This is a genomic window from Paraburkholderia sp. SIMBA_027 (assembly GCF_046535315.1).
Classification (GTDB): Bacteria; Pseudomonadota; Gammaproteobacteria; order Burkholderiales; family Burkholderiaceae; genus Paraburkholderia; species Paraburkholderia tropica.
This window is the reverse complement of the sequence record NZ_JAWRWY010000018.1, coordinates 46,119-62,165: the sequence shown is the minus strand read 5'-3', so window position 1 is coordinate 62,165 and position 16,047 is coordinate 46,119. Positions and strand designations below refer to the sequence as shown.

Sequence of the window (16,047 nt, the reverse complement as noted above, 5' to 3'; positions counted from 1 at the left end):
GGCCGCCCATATAGAGCAATATTGATGCCGCGGGTTCAGTGCGCCGCGCACAATAGACCCTTGCGCGGTCAGGCGCATGACAAACGCGCCTGTGCGCCTTGCGCCCGCTGACTGCGCGCCAGCCGTGGACGTGCCAGGGCGCGCGCATGCCCGCGCATCGATCCCCGTTCCAACGCTTATTCCAGCGCTCATTCCGCTGATTTCCGTGCGGTCTTGCCCCCGCCCGGTGCAGCCTTCGGGCCCGATTTCCCGGTCTTCGCGAACGCTTCCAGCGCCCGCGCGCGCGCCACATCATGTTCGACCACCGGCAGCGGATAGTCCGTGCCCAGCCGCACACCCGCCGCTTCGAGCGTGGCCGCGCTCGCCTTCCAGGGCTGATGGATCGCGGCGTCGGGCAGCTTCGCGAGTTCCGGCACCCATTGGCGCACGTACGCGCCGCGCGGATCGAACTTCTGGCCCTGCAAGACCGGATTGAAGATCCGGAAATACGGCGCCGCATCCATGCCCGAACCGGCGACCCACTGCCAGTTGGCGGGATTGCTGGCCGAATCGGCGTCGACGAGCGTGTCCCAGAACCACTGTTCGCCCTCGCGCCAGTCGAGCAGCAAATGCTTGGCGACGAACGACGCCACCACCATGCGCACGCGATTATGCATCCAGCCCGTGTGCCACAGCTCGCGCATCCCGGCATCGACGAGCGGATAGCCCGTCAGGCCGCGCTGCCACGCGCGCAGCCCCTTGGCGTCGCGGCGCCACGGCATGGCGTCGAAATGCGCGCGCAGATTGCGATCGGCGAGATCGGGCCAGTGAAAGCGCTGGTAATAGCAGAACTCCCGCCAGCCCAGCTCGCTCGCGAACTTCTCCGCGCTTTCGGCGCGGCGCGCGGGCGAGCCCGTTTTTGCTCCCCCTTTCACGCCATGCTCGGCGGCCTTGAGCGCCGCGAACGCCTGGCGCGGCGAGATCGCGCCGACGCGCAGATACGGCGACAAGCGGCTCGTGGCGGCGTGGGACGGCGCGTCGCGCTCCTCCGCGTAAGCCTCGAAATCGGTGCCGAGGAACGCCTCCAGGCGCTCGAACGCCGCTTCCTCGCCGGCGGGCCACGCCTCGCGCATGCCGCCCGCCCAGTCGGGTTTGCTCGGCGTGAGCCCGAGATCGTCGAGTTTCGATGCGCGCTGGGTAAGACGTGCCGGTAGCGATTGAAAATTCAGCCGATCCGGCTCGGGCGCGGGCGGCGGCGGATCGCCGATGCGCCGGCATGCGCGCCAGTAAGCCGTGAACACCTGGAACGGTTCGCCGGACTGATTGAGGATCGTCCACGGTTCGGCGAGCAGCGCGCCGTTGAAGCTTTCGGCGGTGAGGCCGCGCTCGCGCAGACGCGTCTTGAGCGCCGCGTCCGATTCGCGCTCGTGGACGCCGTATCGGCGGTTCCAGAACACGCCGGTCGCGCCGCTCGCTTCGACGAAGTCTTCGAGCGTGGCGGCTTCCGCGCCTTGCAGGATCACGAGCCGGCCGCCGCGCTCGCGCAGCGACGCATCGAGCGCCGCCAGCGACACGTGCAGCCACCAGCGCAACGCGGCGCCGGGCGCGCGTTCGCCCGCGGCATCGGGATCGTGGATATAGACGCAGATCAGCGGCTGGCCCGTCTCGGCGGCCGCGGCCAGCGCGGGCTGGTCGGAGAGACGCAGATCGTCGCGAAACCAGACAATGACGGGAGCGGGAGTGGATTTTTTAGCGGTCAACCGGACCTCGAGCGTGTGACGTGCCGCGCCGCCAGGCCGCGCATGGCGCAGACATACGACGTTTAGGGGACGTGCGTACGACCTGCGCGCGATGCGTCCGGACCGGACGGCGCTCGGGTGCCGCAGCGTACCACGCGCGGCGGCGCGCCAAGCGGGCATCAAGTGGGCAAAAAGCGAACGACAGGGAGGCGGGCAGCGTCAACCGCTCGCCCCAACCGCTCCACTAAGCAGGACGTATGCCGTGCGTGATGAGCGCGACGGCATGGCGCGCGATTTCCTCGGCGCCGATGCGGTGCGGCACGGGTGCATTGCGCCAGAGCGGCGTGGTGGCGAGCGGCAGCAGCGTGAGCCCGAGCAGCGACTGGAACAGCAGCGACGGCTCCAGATCCGCGTTGAGCTTGCCTTCGCGCTGCCAGCGCTCGATCGCCGCGTGCGCCTTGCGCTGATTGTCGTGGCCGAAACGCTCGTGCATGCGCTGGCGCAGCAGACCGCCCTCGCTGATGACCTCGCGCACCCACAGCGGCGCAAACCACGGATGCGCCTGCCCCACTTCGACGAAGCGCCGCGTCAGTTCGGTCAGCGCGGCGAGCGGATCGTCGGGATGCAGGTCGAACGAGCCGCCGAGCGCGGTGCGCAGCGGCACGAAACGCTCGTCGATCAGCACGTCGATGAGCTGGTCGCGCGTCTTGAAGTAGTAGTGAACCATAGCGGGCGTGACGCCCGCCTCGCGCGCGATCGCGGCGAGCGTGGTGTCGAGGATGCCCTGACGCGCGAACAGCGCGAGCGCCGCGGCGATCAGGCGTTCGCGCTGCTCTGCGCCGCCCGCGCCGCCGCTCGGACGGCCGGGGCGCTTCGGTCCTTTCGGCGCTTTCGCTTCCTTTGCGCCTGACGGCGAATCCAGCGAACGGTCAGCAGCAGTGTCAGCAGTCGTCATGGTGAATCGCAAAATCGAACCCACGCGAACAATACACGAGCGCGTCGATCGTCTACAGGGAAGGCACGGAAAAACAGGGCGGGAAACCGCCGGTAACGAACCGGTTACGAATCCGTCTTTGACCGGCCTTGAGAATTGTCCTAATATTAATCTTCAAGTTAATTAATTTCAAGATCGATCCCGATCATGAAAAACGCGACGAAGGACGCGAGACCGCCGATGGACTCCACTGCGCAACATCCCGCCACCGCTCACGCCGGGCCGGCCGACCAGAGCGGCGGCCACCCGCCGATCCGGCTGCTGTTTCCCGCGCTGCTGCTCGTCATGCTGCTGGCGGCGCTCGACCAGACCATCGTGTCGACGGCGCTGCCGACCATCGTCGGCGAACTGGGCGGCCTCGACCGGCTTTCGTGGGTCGTGACCGCTTACCTGCTGACGTCGACGATCGTCGTGCCGCTGTACGGCAAATTCGGCGACCTGTTCGGCCGCAAGAGCGTGCTGCAGGCCGCCATCGTCATCTTTCTGGCCGGGTCGGCGCTCTGCGGCATGGCGCAGAACATGCCGCAGCTGATCGCCCTGCGCGCGCTGCAGGGGATCGGCGGCGGCGGCCTGATGGTCGTGACGATGGCCGCCATCGGCGACGTCATCCCGCCCGCGCAGCGCGGCAAGTATCAGGGCATGTTCGGCGGCGTGTTCGGCCTCGCCACCGTGGTCGGCCCGCTGCTCGGCGGCTTTCTCGTCGAGCATCTGTCGTGGCGCTGGATTTTCTACATCAACCTGCCGCTGGGCGCCGTGGCGCTCGCCGTGATCGGCGCGGTGTTCAAGCCGCGCGTCGCGCAGGTCAAGCACGTGATCGACTACATGGGCGCGGGCTGGCTGGCCGCCGCGCTCACCTGCCTGATCCTCTTCACGAGCGAGGGCGGTTCGCTGCTGCCGTGGAATTCACCGCAGCTCTGGCTCACGCTGGCGCTCGGCGTGGTGGCGGTCGCGGGCTTCATCCACGAGGAAAAGCATGCCGCCGAGCCGATCATGCCGCTCGAACTCTTTCGCGAGCGCACCTTCGTGCTGTCGAGCCTGATCGGCTTCATCGTGGGCGTGTCGCTGTTCGGCTCAGTCACGTTCCTGCCGCTGTACTTGCAGGTCGTGAAGGGCTCGACGCCGTCCGAGGCCGGCATGCAGATGCTGCCGATGATGGGCGGCGTGCTCGTGATGTCGGTGATCACGGGCCGCATCATCAGCAAGATCGGCAAGTACCGCATCTTTCCGATTCTCGGCACCGCCTGCGTAGCCGTGGCGATGATGCTGCTCGCGCGCCTCGCCATCGACACGCCGCTCACGCGCATGTATCTCTACATGGGCCTGCTCGGCTGCGGTCTCGGCATGGTGATGCAGGTGCTGATCCTCGCCGTGCAGAACACCGTGGAATTCCGCCACATGGGCGTGGCGACCTCGGGCGCGACGCTGTTCCGCTCGATTGGCGGCTCGGTGGGCGTGGCCGCGTTCGGCGCGGTGTTCTCGCACGGGCTGCATGCGCGGCTCGCCACGCTGCTCGCCGCCGATGTGGAGCTGCCGCAGCCGCTCACGCCCGACGTCATCCACCATCTGCCGCCCGCGCTGCACGCGCAGTATCTCGACGCGTTCTCGGGCGCGCTGCACACCGTCTATCTTCTGGCGGCCTGCGTGGTGGTGTTTGCCTTCGTGCTCGCCTGGCTGCTGCGCGACGTGCCGCTGCGCAAGCATTCCTGATTTTCGCGGCACGGTTCGCGGCACTTTTCACGACCTCCCTCCGCGCGGCGCGATGCTCGCGCCGCGCTCGCGTCTTCGGCGCTTCGGTTTTCCCCCCGCTCGGTCCCTTTCCTGCGCGCCTGATCGCCCCATCGCCCGATCCGCAAGTCGCCCCCGCCGCACCCAGGGCTTTCCTTACATTTCCACATCGCTTATTTACATTTAGATAAAATCGCGGGGCGCAATGCGCATCTGTACGCGGCGATTCGCGGTTCGCCCATCGTCGCGCCTCAAAAAGCACTAAAGGAAAGAGACCTCCCATGGACGTCAAGACCGAGACCGCCGTGCCCGACGCGCACGACACCCGGCGACGCGTGTTCGCCATTGTCGGCGCCTCGTCGGGCAATCTCGTCGAGTGGTTCGACTTCTACATCTACTCGTTCTGCGCGCTGTACTTCGCGCCCGCGTTCTTCCCGAGCGGCAACACCACGACGCAGCTGCTGAACACCGCCGGCGTGTTCGCGGCGGGCTTCCTGATGCGCCCGATCGGCGGCTGGCTGTTCGGCCGCATCGCCGACCGCCACGGCCGCCGCACCGCGATGATGATCTCCGTGCTGATGATGTGCGGCGGTTCGCTCGTGATCGCCGTACTGCCCACCTACGCACAGATCGGCGCCGCCGCTCCGCTGCTGCTGCTGATCGCGCGTCTGTTCCAGGGCTTGTCCGTGGGCGGCGAGTACGGCACCAGCGCGACCTATATGAGCGAAGTGGCGCTCAAGGGCCGACGCGGTTTCTTCGCCTCGTTCCAGTACGTGACGCTGATCGGCGGCCAGTTGTGCGCGCTGCTCGTGCTCGTGATCCTGCAACAGACGCTCTCGACCGAAGAACTGAAGGCGTGGGGCTGGCGCATTCCGTTCGTGGTCGGCGCGGGCGCCGCGCTGATCTCGCTCTATCTGCGTAAATCGCTCAACGAAACCTCGACGAACGAGTCGCGCCACAAGCAGAACGCGGGCACGATTCGCGGCGTGTGGCAGCACAAAGGCGCGTTCCTGACGGTGGTCGGCTTCACCGCGGGCGGCTCGCTGATCTTCTACACGTTCACCACCTACATGCAGAAGTACCTGGTGAACACGGCGGGCATGCACGCGAAGACCGCCAGCAACGTGATGACGGGCGCGCTGTTCGTCTACATGCTGCTGCAACCGGTGTTCGGCGCGTTCTCCGACAAGATCGGCCGCCGCAACTCGATGCTGCTGTTCGGCGTGTTCTCGGTGCTCTGCACGGTGCCGCTCATGCACGCGCTCAAGGACGTGACGAACCCGTACGCGGCGTTCGCGATGATCGTGATCGCACTGGCGATCGTGAGCTTCTATACGTCGATCAGCGGTCTCATCAAGGCGGAAATGTTCCCGCCCGAAGTGCGTGCGATGGGCGTGGGCCTCTCGTATGCGGTGGCCAACGCGATCTTCGGCGGCTCGGCGGAATACGTCGCGCTGTGGTTCAAGTCGATCGGCAGCGAAAGCACGTTCTACTGGTACGTGACCGTGCTCTGCGCGATTTCGCTGCTCGTTTCGTGGCGCATGCGCGACCCGAGCAAGGAAGGGTATCTGCGTCACGAGCCGTGATCGCAACGTCATGCTGTGACGTCATGCAGCGAGGCATGACCTGATGTCATGACGAACGGCGCACGCCTCAAGCGTGCGCCGTTTTCGTTTCAGTCCACGCGCTCCCACGCCGATGGCGCGGCGGCCCGCTCCATCGCGCGCTGCAAGGTCTCGTAGACTTTGGGCCGGTTGCACTGCGACGCATTGAACCGTAGATACTCGCCCGCGCTGCGCGTCGCGCTGAACACGTTGCCCGGCGCGAGCACCACGCCGTCGGCGAGCGCCTCGCGCGCGACCTGCGCCGCATCGAGCCCGTCGGGCAAACGCGCCCACAACAGCATGCCCGCTTGCGGCCGCGTCCACACCGTGAGACCCGCCGCCGCGAGCCGGCGCAGCGTGTCGCCCATCGCGTCGGCGAGCCGCGTGCGCAAGCCTTCCAGATAGCGCCGATACGTGCCGTCCACGAGCAGACGGTGCACCAGATCGGCCGTCAGGTCGCCGTTGCCGAACGCCACCGCGAGCTTCAGATCGACAATCGGTTCGATCCAGTCCGCGCGCGCCGCGATATAGCCGCAGCGCGCGGCCGCCGTCATCGTCTTCGAAAAGCTGCCGATGGCGATCACGCGCGCGAGCCCGTCGAAAGCCGCGAGACGCGGCGCGGAATCGGTCTCGAAGTCGGCGAAGATGTCGTCTTCGATGATGGTGAGCCGATTCTCCTCGGCGAGCTTGAGCAGACGATGCGCGACCGCGGGCGCGAGCGTCGCGCCGGTCGGATTGTGGATCGCCGAGTTCGTCACGTACAGACGCGGCCGATGCTCGACGAGCGCGCGCTCGAACGCGGCCAGATCGGGACCGTTGGGCGTGTACGGCACGCCGACGACCTTCGCGCCATGCACGCGCAGCATCGCCTGAAAGTTGAAATAGCACGGGTCGTCGACGAGCACGGTGTCGCCGGGTTCGAGCAGGAAGCGGCACAGCAGGTCGAGCGCCTGGCTGCCGCTGTCGGTGAGCGCGATCTGGCCAGGCTCGGCGCCGATGCCGTGCTGCGCGAGCCGCCACGACAGATGCTGGCGCAGCGCCGGATGGCCGAGCGGCGTGGCGTAATCGGTCAGTTGCGCACGCGGATCGCGCGCCATCGCGCGCAGCGCGCGGCGCACCGCGTCCTGCGGCAGCCACGAAGCGGGCAGCCAGCCGCAGCCGGGACGCAACGCGCGCGCGTCGGTTTCGAGCGACTGGCGCGTGAGCCAGAGCGGATCGATTTCGCGATCCAGACGCGGTTGCGGCTGCGCGCCCGCGAGACCGCGCTCGCCCACGGCACCACTCGCCCACGGCACCACCCGCCCCGCCCGCCACGAAAAATCCCGAGCCGCGCCGCGCCACCAGCGCGCCTTCGGCCACGAGGCGCTCATAGGCCTCGACCACCGTCGATTTCGACACGCCGGACTGCTCGCTCATCGTGCGGATGGACGGCACGCGCGCACCCGCCGCCAGCGCCCGCGACGCGATGCGCTCGCGCACGATCCGCATGACCTGTTCGACACGCGTGAGCGCGCCGTCCGCTGTCCGCCGTGCGTCTTCCATCTGTCCTCCGCTGTCCACCGGCTGTCCCCTCGCGGTTCTCAACTGTACTGATCCGTACTCAGTACAGTTCATCGAAATTGTACTGATGCATAGCTTACCGGTTCGGGGGCGCGCGCGCATGATCGGCCGGATGGCTCAGGCACTTCGGCCAGGGCCGCCACGCTCTCTCCCGCATGCGCAAAACCCTCGACTCCACTACCGACGGCTGGCTCTGCGGCCTCGCCGGCGTGCTCATCTTCAGCGGCTCGCTGCCCGCCACGCGTGTGGCCGTGCTTGGCCTCGATCCGCTCTTTCTCACCGGCGGGCGCGCCACGCTCGCGGGCGTGCTCGGCGCGTTGCTGCTGATGCTGTTTCGCGCGGCGCGCCCGCAGCGCGCCGAAGTCTGGCCGCTCGTGATCGTGGCGCTCGGCGTGGTGGTGGGTTTTCCGCTGCTCACGGCGCTCGCGCTGCGCCATGTGAGTTCGGCGCACGCGATCGTCTTCATCGGGCTGCTGCCGCTCGCCACCGCGATCTTCGGCGTGATGCGCGCGGGCGAGCGCCCGCAGCCCGCGTTCTGGCTGTTCTCCGCGATCGGCAGCGGCGCGGTGGTTGCGTTCGCGCTGCGTCACGGCGCCGACGCCTCGCCGATCGGCGACGCGCTGATGCTCGCCGCAATCGTGGTCTGCGGCCTCGGCTACGCGGAGGGCGCGCGGCTCTCCCGGCGTCTCGGCGGCTGGCAGGTGATCTGCTGGGCGCTGGTGATTTCGCTGCCCGTGATGGCGCCGCTCGCCGCGTGGCGTCTGCCGGCCTCGTTCGCGGCAGTCGGCGCGGCGTCGTGGTGGGGATTCGCTTACGTCTCGCTGTTCAGCATGTTGATCGGCTTCGTGTTCTGGTATCGCGGACTCGCGCTCGGCGGCATCGCGGGCGTCGGCCAGTTGCAGTTGCTGCAGCCGTTCTTCGGCTTCCTGCTCGCCGCGCTGCTGCTTCACGAAGCGGTGCCGCCCGCGATGCTCGCCGTGACGGCCGTGGTGATCGGCTGCGTGGCCGGCGCGCGCCGCTTCGGACGCGGCCCCGCGCCGCAACGCACGGCGCAGGCGCAGCGCGGTTGACGCCGATTCGCGCGATCAACGCATCGATGCGCATCGCGTCGGGCGTCGTGCACCCTTTCTGACGCACTTCATTTCGACGCGCGCGCAAGGCATAGTGGAGGGATCGGCTGCCGCCGCGCGGCCCCCAACCCGAGCCCTTCGCCGCCCGCTCATGAACGCACCGCACGCCACCGCGCCCTCGCTGCGCGACGCCACGCCCGACGACTTCGCTTCCATTGCCGCGATCTACGCGCACCACGTGCTGCACGGCGCGGCCTCGTTCGAGGAAACGCCGCCTTCGCTCGACGAACTCCTGCGCCGCCACGCCGCCGTACGCGAACAGGGCCTGCCCTGGATCGTCGCCGAGATCGACGGCCAGGTCGCCGGCTATTGCTACGCCACGCCTTATCGCCCGCGCGCGGCGTATCGCTTCACTGTGGAAGATTCGATCTATATCGACGAAGCATTTCGCGGACGCGGCCTCGGCCGCGTGCTGCTCGACGCGCTGATCTCGCGCTGCGAGCAAGGTCCGTGGCGGCAGATGATCGCCGTGATCGCCGATCCGAAAGGCGGCTCGCTCGCGCTGCACACGAGCCTGGGTTTCGAACTCGTCGGCACGCTGCGCGCGGTGGGATTCAAGCACGGCGCGTGGCGCGACACCACGCTGATGCAGCGCGCGCTGAACGCGGGCGCAGCCAGTCCGCCCGACGCGTGATCGCCAATCATACGGATACCGAACTATTGAAATGCAGACCGCGTGACGCCGAGCGTTTGCGCCCGAGTGGATCCCATTTACTGATCGACCGTCCGCACCCAGAATAGGCGTATCCGGCTTGCACCATCCACGCGACAGGAGACGCCCATGCTGAACAACGCAGCGGACAAGACCACCACGCGCGACGGCTACGCGAAGCAATACGTGCAGTTCGAGGACGAGCGCACACGGCCCGTGCGCGACCTGCTCGCCGCCGTGCCGATCGCGCCCGAGCAAACGATTCGCACGGCCATCGATATCGGCTGCGGCCCGGCGAATTCCACCGGCATCCTGATGGCCCGCGTGCCCGGCGCGCAGGTGAGCGGCCTCGACGCGTCGGCGGACATGCTCGACGCGGCGCGCAAACGTCTGCCAAAACTGCAATTCGAACTCGCCGATATCGCCGAATGGAGCGCACGCGGCAGCGATGCGCCGCGTTACGACCTGATGCTCGCGAACGCCGTGCTGCAATGGCTGCCCGATCACGACACGCTGTTTCCGCGTCTCGTGCAGCGTCTCGCGCCCGGCGGCCATCTTGCGATCCAGATGCCCGACAATCTCGACGAACCCGCGCACACGCTGCTGCGCGAGATCGCCGCCGAAGCGCCGTGGGCGAGCCACCTCGCCGGCGTGGCGCGCACCGAGCGCTTCGACGCGCGCCATTACTACGCGCTGCTCAAGCCGCTGTGCGCGCGCGTGGATGTCTGGCGCACGACTTACTACCATCCGCTCGCGGGCGGAGCGGACGCCGTGGTCGAATGGTTCAAGGGCAGCGCGATGCGTCCGTTTCTCGCCGCGCTACGCAGCGACGACGAGCGCGCCGCGTTCACCGCGCGTTATCGCGAGGCCATCGCGCACGCGTATCCGGCGCTCGATGACGGCGTCGTGCTGCTGCCGTTCCCGCGCCTCTTCATCGTCGCGACGCGAGGCTGACGCGCGCACGCGGCCACCGCGCTGGCGTACCGTCCGCCGCACAATCCACAACGTTCACGAACGTAAAACGCAGCGATCAAATAAAGGTCAACGCGCGAATCCGATCGATTCGCCCCGTAAAATAGGCCCTCTTTGCGCGTCCGGTCACGCACCGGCGCGCCCGACTTCGAGGACGCCTCCCATGCAATCGCTACTCGTGCACGTTCACCCGTCCAACTGGAGTTTCCTGTGGGACGCGCTCTCCGCCCTCGCGCTGCGGCTGTGCGCCGCCGCCGTCATTCTGTGGGCGGGCTGGTGGATTTCCCGGCGCGTCGGCAAATGGCTCTCGGGCCAAAGCGGCATCGACCCCACGCTGCGCCCCATCGTGCGCGATTGCGCGCTGTGGGGCGTGCGCCTCGTTGCCATCGTCGGCGCGCTGTCGCAACTGGGCATCCAGACCGCGAGCATCGTGGCCGTGCTGGGCGCCGCCGGTCTCGCCATCGGCCTCGCGCTGCAAGGCACGCTGCAGAACATCGCGGCGGGCATCATGTTGCTGCTGCTGCGTCCGTTCAAGGTCGGCGACTATATCGACGGCGGCGGCGGCAACGTCGCGGGCACGGTCGAGGAAGTGAATCTCTTCACGACGCGCCTCACGAAACCCGACGGCATCTGCGAATACGTGCCGAACAGCGCGCTGTGGAGCAACTCGATCCGCAATTTCAGCCGCAATCCCACGCGCCGTCTCGACCTCGAAGTCGAAGTGTCCGTGCGCGACGACGTGAACCGCGCGATCGAGGCGCTGCGCGCGCTGGCCGCCGCCGATCCGCGCGTGCTGGCCGCGCCCGCGCCGCAAGTCATGGTGACGCGTTTCGACGACAGCACCGTCGTGCTCAATATCCGCGCGTGGTCCAACATCGATACCTTCTGGGACATGCGCTGGGCGCTCTCGCGCCAGGTGCGCCAGGCGCTCGCCGACGCGCATTGCGCGCTGCCGCTGCGCACGCGCGAACTGCATATCGTGCAGACGGGCGGCGCGCAAACAGAAGCACAAACGCAAAACGATTCCACGCAAGGCGCGACGCAACATCCCGCGCGCTAGATTCATGCGATTGCCGCGCGTGTTTCAGGACGCAATTCAGCGCGCTGGCACGCGCCGGAACAGCGTCGGATAATCGATCACGAGTCCGTCGTCATCGATACGCAGTTCCGCCGTGAAATGGCGAAAAATGCCTTCATAGCGATAGATTCGATCGGGCTCGATGCACGTGTAGGCCTGCGCGACGCGCGTGGCTTCGAGTTCTGGCGCGGCGATATAGGCAACGTCGATCGGACGCCGTTCGCCGCGCGCCAGACCGAGGCGGCGAATCGGCAAGGTGTTCGTGAATGGCGTCGCCGCGATGTCGATGTCGATGCAGCCTTCGATGGCGTCGAGCGCGCGGCCCGCGCCGTCGCGCCAGTGGCCGAGACCGTCGCCGTGCATCGCGAACGACGCGCCGCCCATCACGCGAAAGGCCGCGTAGGTCACGCGCCATTGCGCGTCGCAATGCACCGTGTAGCAGAGGCCGTAAGCCTTGCCGTAACGCTGCCCGACCACCACGCTTTCCACGCGGATCGCGCCGCCGCTCGCATCGAACGCCAGGTGCTCGATGCCTTCGCCTTCCTCCGAAGCCCAACGCACTTCACGCATCGCTCGTCTCCCGCCGCGCCGGGATGCGCGGCTGCGGCTATCGTAGCGCAGGCGCGGCGCCGCAAATAGCGACTATCAACGCGCGCGCATGCGCAACGGCCGCGGCATCGCCTATGCTCGCGATGCGCACCGGCCGACGCGGCGCTGGCGCCGTTCGCGCGTTGCTGACCGCATTACTGACTGCGCCGCGTTCCGCCTCGTTCCCTGTCGCCTCCACGCCTTGCCGCACGACCGCCATGCTGACTTCCGCGCCCGCTCCCGCTCACCCGGATGCCGCTTCCGCCCGGCTTGCCGCGCCTTTGCATACGCTTTTGCGCAGCCTGGGCCAGATCGTGTTGCAGCGCCACGCGGGCACCGGCGCGTGCGTGCTCGCGGCGCTCGCGCTCTGCGACGCGCGGCTCGTCTGCGCGGCGCTGATCGGCGCAACGGCGGCCAATGTCTGCGCGCTGCTCGGCGGCGCGCCGCTCGTCGAGATCGACGATGGTCTCGCGGGTTTCAACGGCGCGCTCGCCGCGCTCGCGGCCTTCACGTTCGCCAACGATCCCGCAACCGCGGTCGCCCTGGCGCTGCTCGCGGCCTGCGCGAGCGCCTGGCTGGGCGCGCCGCTCGCGCGTCGGCTCGGCGACGTGGGACTCGCGGTGTATTCGTCGCCGTGTCTGATTGCGACGTGGGTCTGGATGGCGTTGCGCACGGCGGCCCCGCCCAACATAAGCGGAATCAGCGACGCAAAAACCGCCCCCGCACCACAAGCCGTCGACCTCGCCGCCCACGCGCTGAGCGGCACATTCAGCGGCCTCGCGCAAACCGCCTTCGCGACCGGCGCGCTGCCGGGCCTCGTGCTGCTCGCGGGCATCGCGCTTTCGTCGCGGCGCGCGGCGGCGTTTGCGCTCGGCGGCGCGGCGCTCGCGAGCGGCATCGAATGGCTCGCGGGCGTGCCCGGCGCGAACTTCGACGCGGGCCTCTGCGGTTTCAACGGCGCGCTCGCGGCGCTCGCCGCCGGCACGCTCGGCGCACGCGCCGCAATCTGTGCGACGATGCTCGCGGCGGCGCTGCATCTCGTCGCGACCTGCCTCGGTTTGCCCGCGATGACCGCGCCGTTCGCGCTCGCGGGCTGGGCCGTGCATGGCGCGTGGCGGCTGTGCGGATTCACGCGCGCCGAGCCCGTCTCGCCTGCCGCCATCCGGCTCAACGACCGCCTCAACGACCGGCCTTACGACCGCTAGAGAACACGCCATGTCCTTCGCCCATCGCCCCACCGGCATTCGCGCCGACACCGCACCGCCTTCCGACGCCGAACGCCGGCTGCGCATCGACCTCGCCGCCGCCTACCGCCTGATCGCGCTGTACGGCTGGGACGATCTGATCTACACGCACGTCTCCGCCGCCATTCCCGATCAGCCCGGCCGCTTTCTGATCAATCCGTTCGGCCTCGCGTTCGACGAAGTGTGCGCGTCGAATCTCGTGAAGATCGACACCGAAGGACACATCGTCGGCGAGAGCGCGTATCGCGTGAACGCGACCGGCTTCGCGCTGCACGCCGCCGTGCATCTCGCGCGCCCCGACGCCGTCTGCGTGATGCATCTGCACAATACGGCGGGCATTGCGGTGTCGCTGCAACGCGACGGCCTGCTGCCCGCTTCGCAACACGCGCTGCGTTTCCACGAGCGCCTCGCGTGGCACGACTACGAAGGCCTCGCGTTCACGCCCGCCGAAGGCGCGCGCCTCACGGCGAATCTCGGTGCGAAGTTCGCGATGCTGTTGCGCAATCACGGCACGCTCACCACGGGCCGCACAGTCGCCGAAGCCTTCGTGCTGATGGCCACGCTCATCAAGGCCTGCGAAATTCAATTGCAGGCCCAGGCGGGCGGTGTGCCGCTCGTCGTGCCGCCGCCGGACGTCTGCGCGCGCACGGCGCTGCAACTCGACGACGGCGGCGCGATCGAAGGCGAACTCGAATGGCCCGCGCTGCTGCGCAAGCTCGATCGTCTCGATACTTCGTACCGCGATTGATCCGCATCGACAGCCAACGCTCAACAACACCCGAAGACACCCAACCAGGAGCCTCATCATGCCGACATTCCACATCGAAATGTTCGAAGGACGCAGCGTCGAACAGAAACGCGAACTCGCCGCCGCGCTGACCGAGACCACCTGCAAGGTGCTTGGCGTGGACGCCTCGTCCGTCGACATCATCTTTCACGACGTGAAGCCCGAAAACTGGGCGACGGCGGGCAAACTCTGGAGCGATCCGCGTTGAGCGCGCCGCGCACCTGGGCGAATTGACGCACAACGCGCGACGCCACTTGAACGCGATCCAAATTGACGCAAATTGACGCAGCGCGCGCACCTTGCGCCACATCAAAGCACAGCGAATCCTCTCGCTAAATTGATCCTTATCAACGCGTTAGCGCACGCTCTTTTCTCTTGACGATTGACTGCTGCGACATGCTGGCGCATGTCGCAGCGCAGCACGACGCGCGGGCTTCCCCTACGCTTACGTCCATTCGCACGCGGCAACGCATGCGTCACGCAAGCAAATACAGCCACGCAAGGCACGCATATGCAATCGTCCATCCCCGCTCTATCCGCATTCGATCTCGCCCGGCTACAGTTCGCCTTCACTGTCTCTTTTCACATCGTCTTTCCCGCGCTTTCCATCGGTCTCGCGAGCTTCATCGCGGTGCTCGAAGCGTGCTGGCTCAAGACGCGCAAACCGTTCTACAAAGACCTCTGCCTGTTCTGGTCGAAGATCTTCGCCGTGGCCTTCGGCATGGGCGTCGTCTCGGGCGTCGTGATGAGCTACGAGTTCGGCACCAACTGGGCCGGCTTCTCGTCGTTCGCCGGTCCGATCACCGGTCCGCTGCTCATGTACGAAGTCATGACGGCGTTCTTCCTCGAAGCCGGTTTCCTCGGCATCATGCTGTTCGGCTGGAACCGCGTGAGCGCGCGCGCCCACTTCGGCGCGACGCTGATGGTCGCTATCGGCACGCTCATTTCGACGTTCTGGATTCTCGCCTCGAATAGCTGGATGCAGACGCCGCAAGGCTTCAAGATCGTCGACGGCCACGTGGTGCCGACCGACTGGCTCAAGATCATCTTCAATCCGTCGTTCCCCTACCGACTCGCGCACATGGCGATCGCCGCGTTCATCGTGGCCGCGCTGGTGGTGGCCGCGACGGGCGCGTGGCATCTGCTCAAGGGCCGCCGCGACCCCGCCGTGAAGAAGATGTTCTCGATGGCGCTCGGCCTGCTGCTCGTGCTCGCGCCGGTGCAGGCTTTCGTCGGCGATGCGCACGGTCTGAATACGCGCGAATATCAACCCGCGAAGATCGCCGCGATCGAAGGGCTGTGGGACACCGAGCAAGGCGGCACCTCGCTCAACGTGTTCGGCATTCCCGACATGCAGGCGGAAACCACGCGCTACGCCGTGAAGATTCCGCACCTCGGCAGCCTGATCCTCACGCATAGCTGGGACGGCGAAATCAAGGGTCTCAAGTCGTTTCCGCCCGATCAGCGTCCGAACTCGACGCTCATCTTCTGGACCTTCCGCGTGATGGTCGGCCTCGGCATCCTGATGATCGTGCTGGCCGTCGCGGGCTGGTGGCTGCGCAAGCGCGGCACGCTGTACGAATCGCGCCTGTTCCAGCGCTGCGTGCTGGCGATGGGGCCGACCGGCTTCATCACGCTGCTCGCGGGCTGGATCACCACCGAAGCGGGCCGCCAGCCGTGGGTCGTCTACGGCGTGATGCGCACCTCGCAGGCCGTCTCGCCGCTCACCGCGCAGCAAGTGGGCATTTCGCTGATGGCGTTCATCGCGGTGTATTTCCTCGTGTTCGGCACCGGCATCTACTACCTGCTCAAGCTGATGCGCAAGGGTCCGGCGCTGCCTGGCGCCGATGACACGCACGGCACGCCGACGCCGGGCCACGCGAACGAAGCGCATCCCGCGCTCGCCGCAAACCAGACCGCGCGCCGCCCGATGTCCGCCGCCGATCAGCTGATCGACGCCTGACACCCGACACGCACTTTCATCCGCATCGCACA

General features: G+C 67.6%; 13 protein-coding genes and 1 pseudogene. 10 read left to right on the top strand and 4 right to left on the bottom strand.

Going from position 1 to position 16,047, the window contains the following annotated elements:
• Positions 1-188: 188 nt before the first annotated feature.
• On the bottom strand, positions 189-1,739 hold the full coding sequence (locus tag SB764_RS29690; protein WP_244145821.1) for a cryptochrome/photolyase family protein: 1,551 nt from the start codon (positions 1,737-1,739) through the stop codon (positions 189-191).
• A 223-nt stretch (positions 1,740-1,962) separates the two neighbouring features.
• On the bottom strand, positions 1,963-2,673 hold the full coding sequence (locus SB764_RS29685) for a TetR/AcrR family transcriptional regulator (protein ID WP_176081492.1): 711 nt from the start codon (positions 2,671-2,673) through the stop codon (positions 1,963-1,965).
• Positions 2,674-2,892: 219 nt separating this feature from the next.
• Here SB764_RS29685 and SB764_RS29680 point away from each other — a divergent pair, with 219 nt between their 5' ends.
• Positions 2,893-4,419, top strand: coding sequence for an MDR family MFS transporter (locus SB764_RS29680; protein WP_183039456.1), 1,527 nt, complete (start codon positions 2,893-2,895; stop codon positions 4,417-4,419).
• Between the two features lie 299 nt (positions 4,420-4,718).
• Complete coding sequence (locus tag SB764_RS29675) at positions 4,719-6,023, top strand: MFS family transporter (protein ID WP_065059453.1); 1,305 nt, start codon at positions 4,719-4,721, stop codon at positions 6,021-6,023.
• 89 nt (positions 6,024-6,112) lie between these two features.
• Here the strand turns inward: SB764_RS29675 and SB764_RS29670 are convergent.
• A pseudogene (locus SB764_RS29670) lies at positions 6,113-7,583 on the bottom strand (PLP-dependent aminotransferase family protein).
• A 173-nt stretch (positions 7,584-7,756) separates the two neighbouring features.
• Between SB764_RS29670 and SB764_RS29665 the strand changes: the two are divergent.
• The 4 genes from SB764_RS29665 (at position 7,757) to SB764_RS29650 (ending at position 11,415) form a co-directional block, all read left to right on the top strand.
• Positions 7,757-8,671 carry a DMT family transporter gene (locus tag SB764_RS29665; protein WP_110328421.1) on the top strand — a complete coding sequence of 305 codons (915 nt, stop codon included), beginning with the start codon at positions 7,757-7,759 and terminating at the stop codon, positions 8,669-8,671.
• A gap of 94 nt (positions 8,672-8,765) precedes the next feature.
• Positions 8,766-9,365 (top strand): N-acetyltransferase family protein, encoded by a 600-nt coding sequence (locus tag SB764_RS29660; protein ID WP_331715106.1) that lies wholly within the window; start codon positions 8,766-8,768, stop codon positions 9,363-9,365.
• 147 nt (positions 9,366-9,512) lie between these two features.
• A complete protein-coding gene (gene tam / locus SB764_RS29655) occupies positions 9,513-10,337 on the top strand; it encodes a trans-aconitate 2-methyltransferase (RefSeq protein ID WP_183716622.1) in 825 nt (274 codons plus the stop codon).
• Between the two features lie 181 nt (positions 10,338-10,518).
• Positions 10,519-11,415 carry a mechanosensitive ion channel family protein gene (locus SB764_RS29650; RefSeq protein WP_065059448.1) on the top strand — a complete coding sequence of 299 codons (897 nt, stop codon included), beginning with the start codon at positions 10,519-10,521 and terminating at the stop codon, positions 11,413-11,415.
• A gap of 36 nt (positions 11,416-11,451) precedes the next feature.
• Here the strand turns inward: SB764_RS29650 and SB764_RS29645 are convergent, their stop codons facing one another.
• Positions 11,452-12,003: a putative glycolipid-binding domain-containing protein gene (locus SB764_RS29645; protein WP_410865851.1), complete on the bottom strand. Its 552-nt coding sequence runs from the start codon at positions 12,001-12,003 to the stop codon at positions 11,452-11,454.
• A gap of 236 nt (positions 12,004-12,239) precedes the next feature.
• Here SB764_RS29645 and SB764_RS29640 point away from each other — a divergent pair, with 236 nt between their 5' ends.
• The 4 genes from SB764_RS29640 (at position 12,240) to SB764_RS29625 (ending at position 16,015) form a co-directional block, all read left to right on the top strand.
• Positions 12,240-13,226, top strand: coding sequence for an urea transporter (locus SB764_RS29640; RefSeq protein WP_410865850.1), 987 nt, complete (start codon positions 12,240-12,242; stop codon positions 13,224-13,226).
• A gap of 10 nt (positions 13,227-13,236) precedes the next feature.
• On the top strand, positions 13,237-14,013 hold the full coding sequence (locus SB764_RS29635) for a class II aldolase/adducin family protein (protein ID WP_183039409.1): 777 nt from the start codon (positions 13,237-13,239) through the stop codon (positions 14,011-14,013).
• 58 nt (positions 14,014-14,071) lie between these two features.
• Complete coding sequence (locus tag SB764_RS29630; protein ID WP_065059444.1) at positions 14,072-14,260, top strand: 4-oxalocrotonate tautomerase; 189 nt, start codon at positions 14,072-14,074, stop codon at positions 14,258-14,260.
• 303 nt (positions 14,261-14,563) lie between these two features.
• Positions 14,564-16,015 (top strand): cytochrome ubiquinol oxidase subunit I, encoded by a 1,452-nt coding sequence (locus SB764_RS29625; RefSeq protein ID WP_410865849.1) that lies wholly within the window; start codon positions 14,564-14,566, stop codon positions 16,013-16,015.
• The last annotated feature ends 32 nt before the right edge of the window (positions 16,016-16,047 follow it).

Coding starts and splice junctions, on each gene's coding strand:
- SB764_RS29640 (WP_410865850.1), top strand. CDS start 12,240: ATGCTGACTTCCGCGCCCGCTCCCGCTCACCCGGATGCCGCTTCCGCC.
- SB764_RS29665 (WP_110328421.1), top strand. CDS start 7,757: ATGCGCAAAACCCTCGACTCCACTACCGACGGCTGGCTCTGCGGCCTC.
- SB764_RS29625 (WP_410865849.1), top strand. CDS start 14,564: ATGCAATCGTCCATCCCCGCTCTATCCGCATTCGATCTCGCCCGGCTA.
- SB764_RS29685 (WP_176081492.1), bottom strand. CDS start 2,673: ATGACGACTGCTGACACTGCTGCTGACCGTTCGCTGGATTCGCCGTCA.
- SB764_RS29635 (WP_183039409.1), top strand. CDS start 13,237: ATGTCCTTCGCCCATCGCCCCACCGGCATTCGCGCCGACACCGCACCG.
- SB764_RS29650 (WP_065059448.1), top strand. CDS start 10,519: ATGCAATCGCTACTCGTGCACGTTCACCCGTCCAACTGGAGTTTCCTG.
- SB764_RS29680 (WP_183039456.1), top strand. CDS start 2,893: ATGGACTCCACTGCGCAACATCCCGCCACCGCTCACGCCGGGCCGGCC.
- SB764_RS29645 (WP_410865851.1), bottom strand. CDS start 12,003: ATGCGTGAAGTGCGTTGGGCTTCGGAGGAAGGCGAAGGCATCGAGCAC.
- tam (WP_183716622.1), top strand. CDS start 9,513: ATGCTGAACAACGCAGCGGACAAGACCACCACGCGCGACGGCTACGCG.
- SB764_RS29630 (WP_065059444.1), top strand. CDS start 14,072: ATGCCGACATTCCACATCGAAATGTTCGAAGGACGCAGCGTCGAACAG.
- SB764_RS29675 (WP_065059453.1), top strand. CDS start 4,719: ATGGACGTCAAGACCGAGACCGCCGTGCCCGACGCGCACGACACCCGG.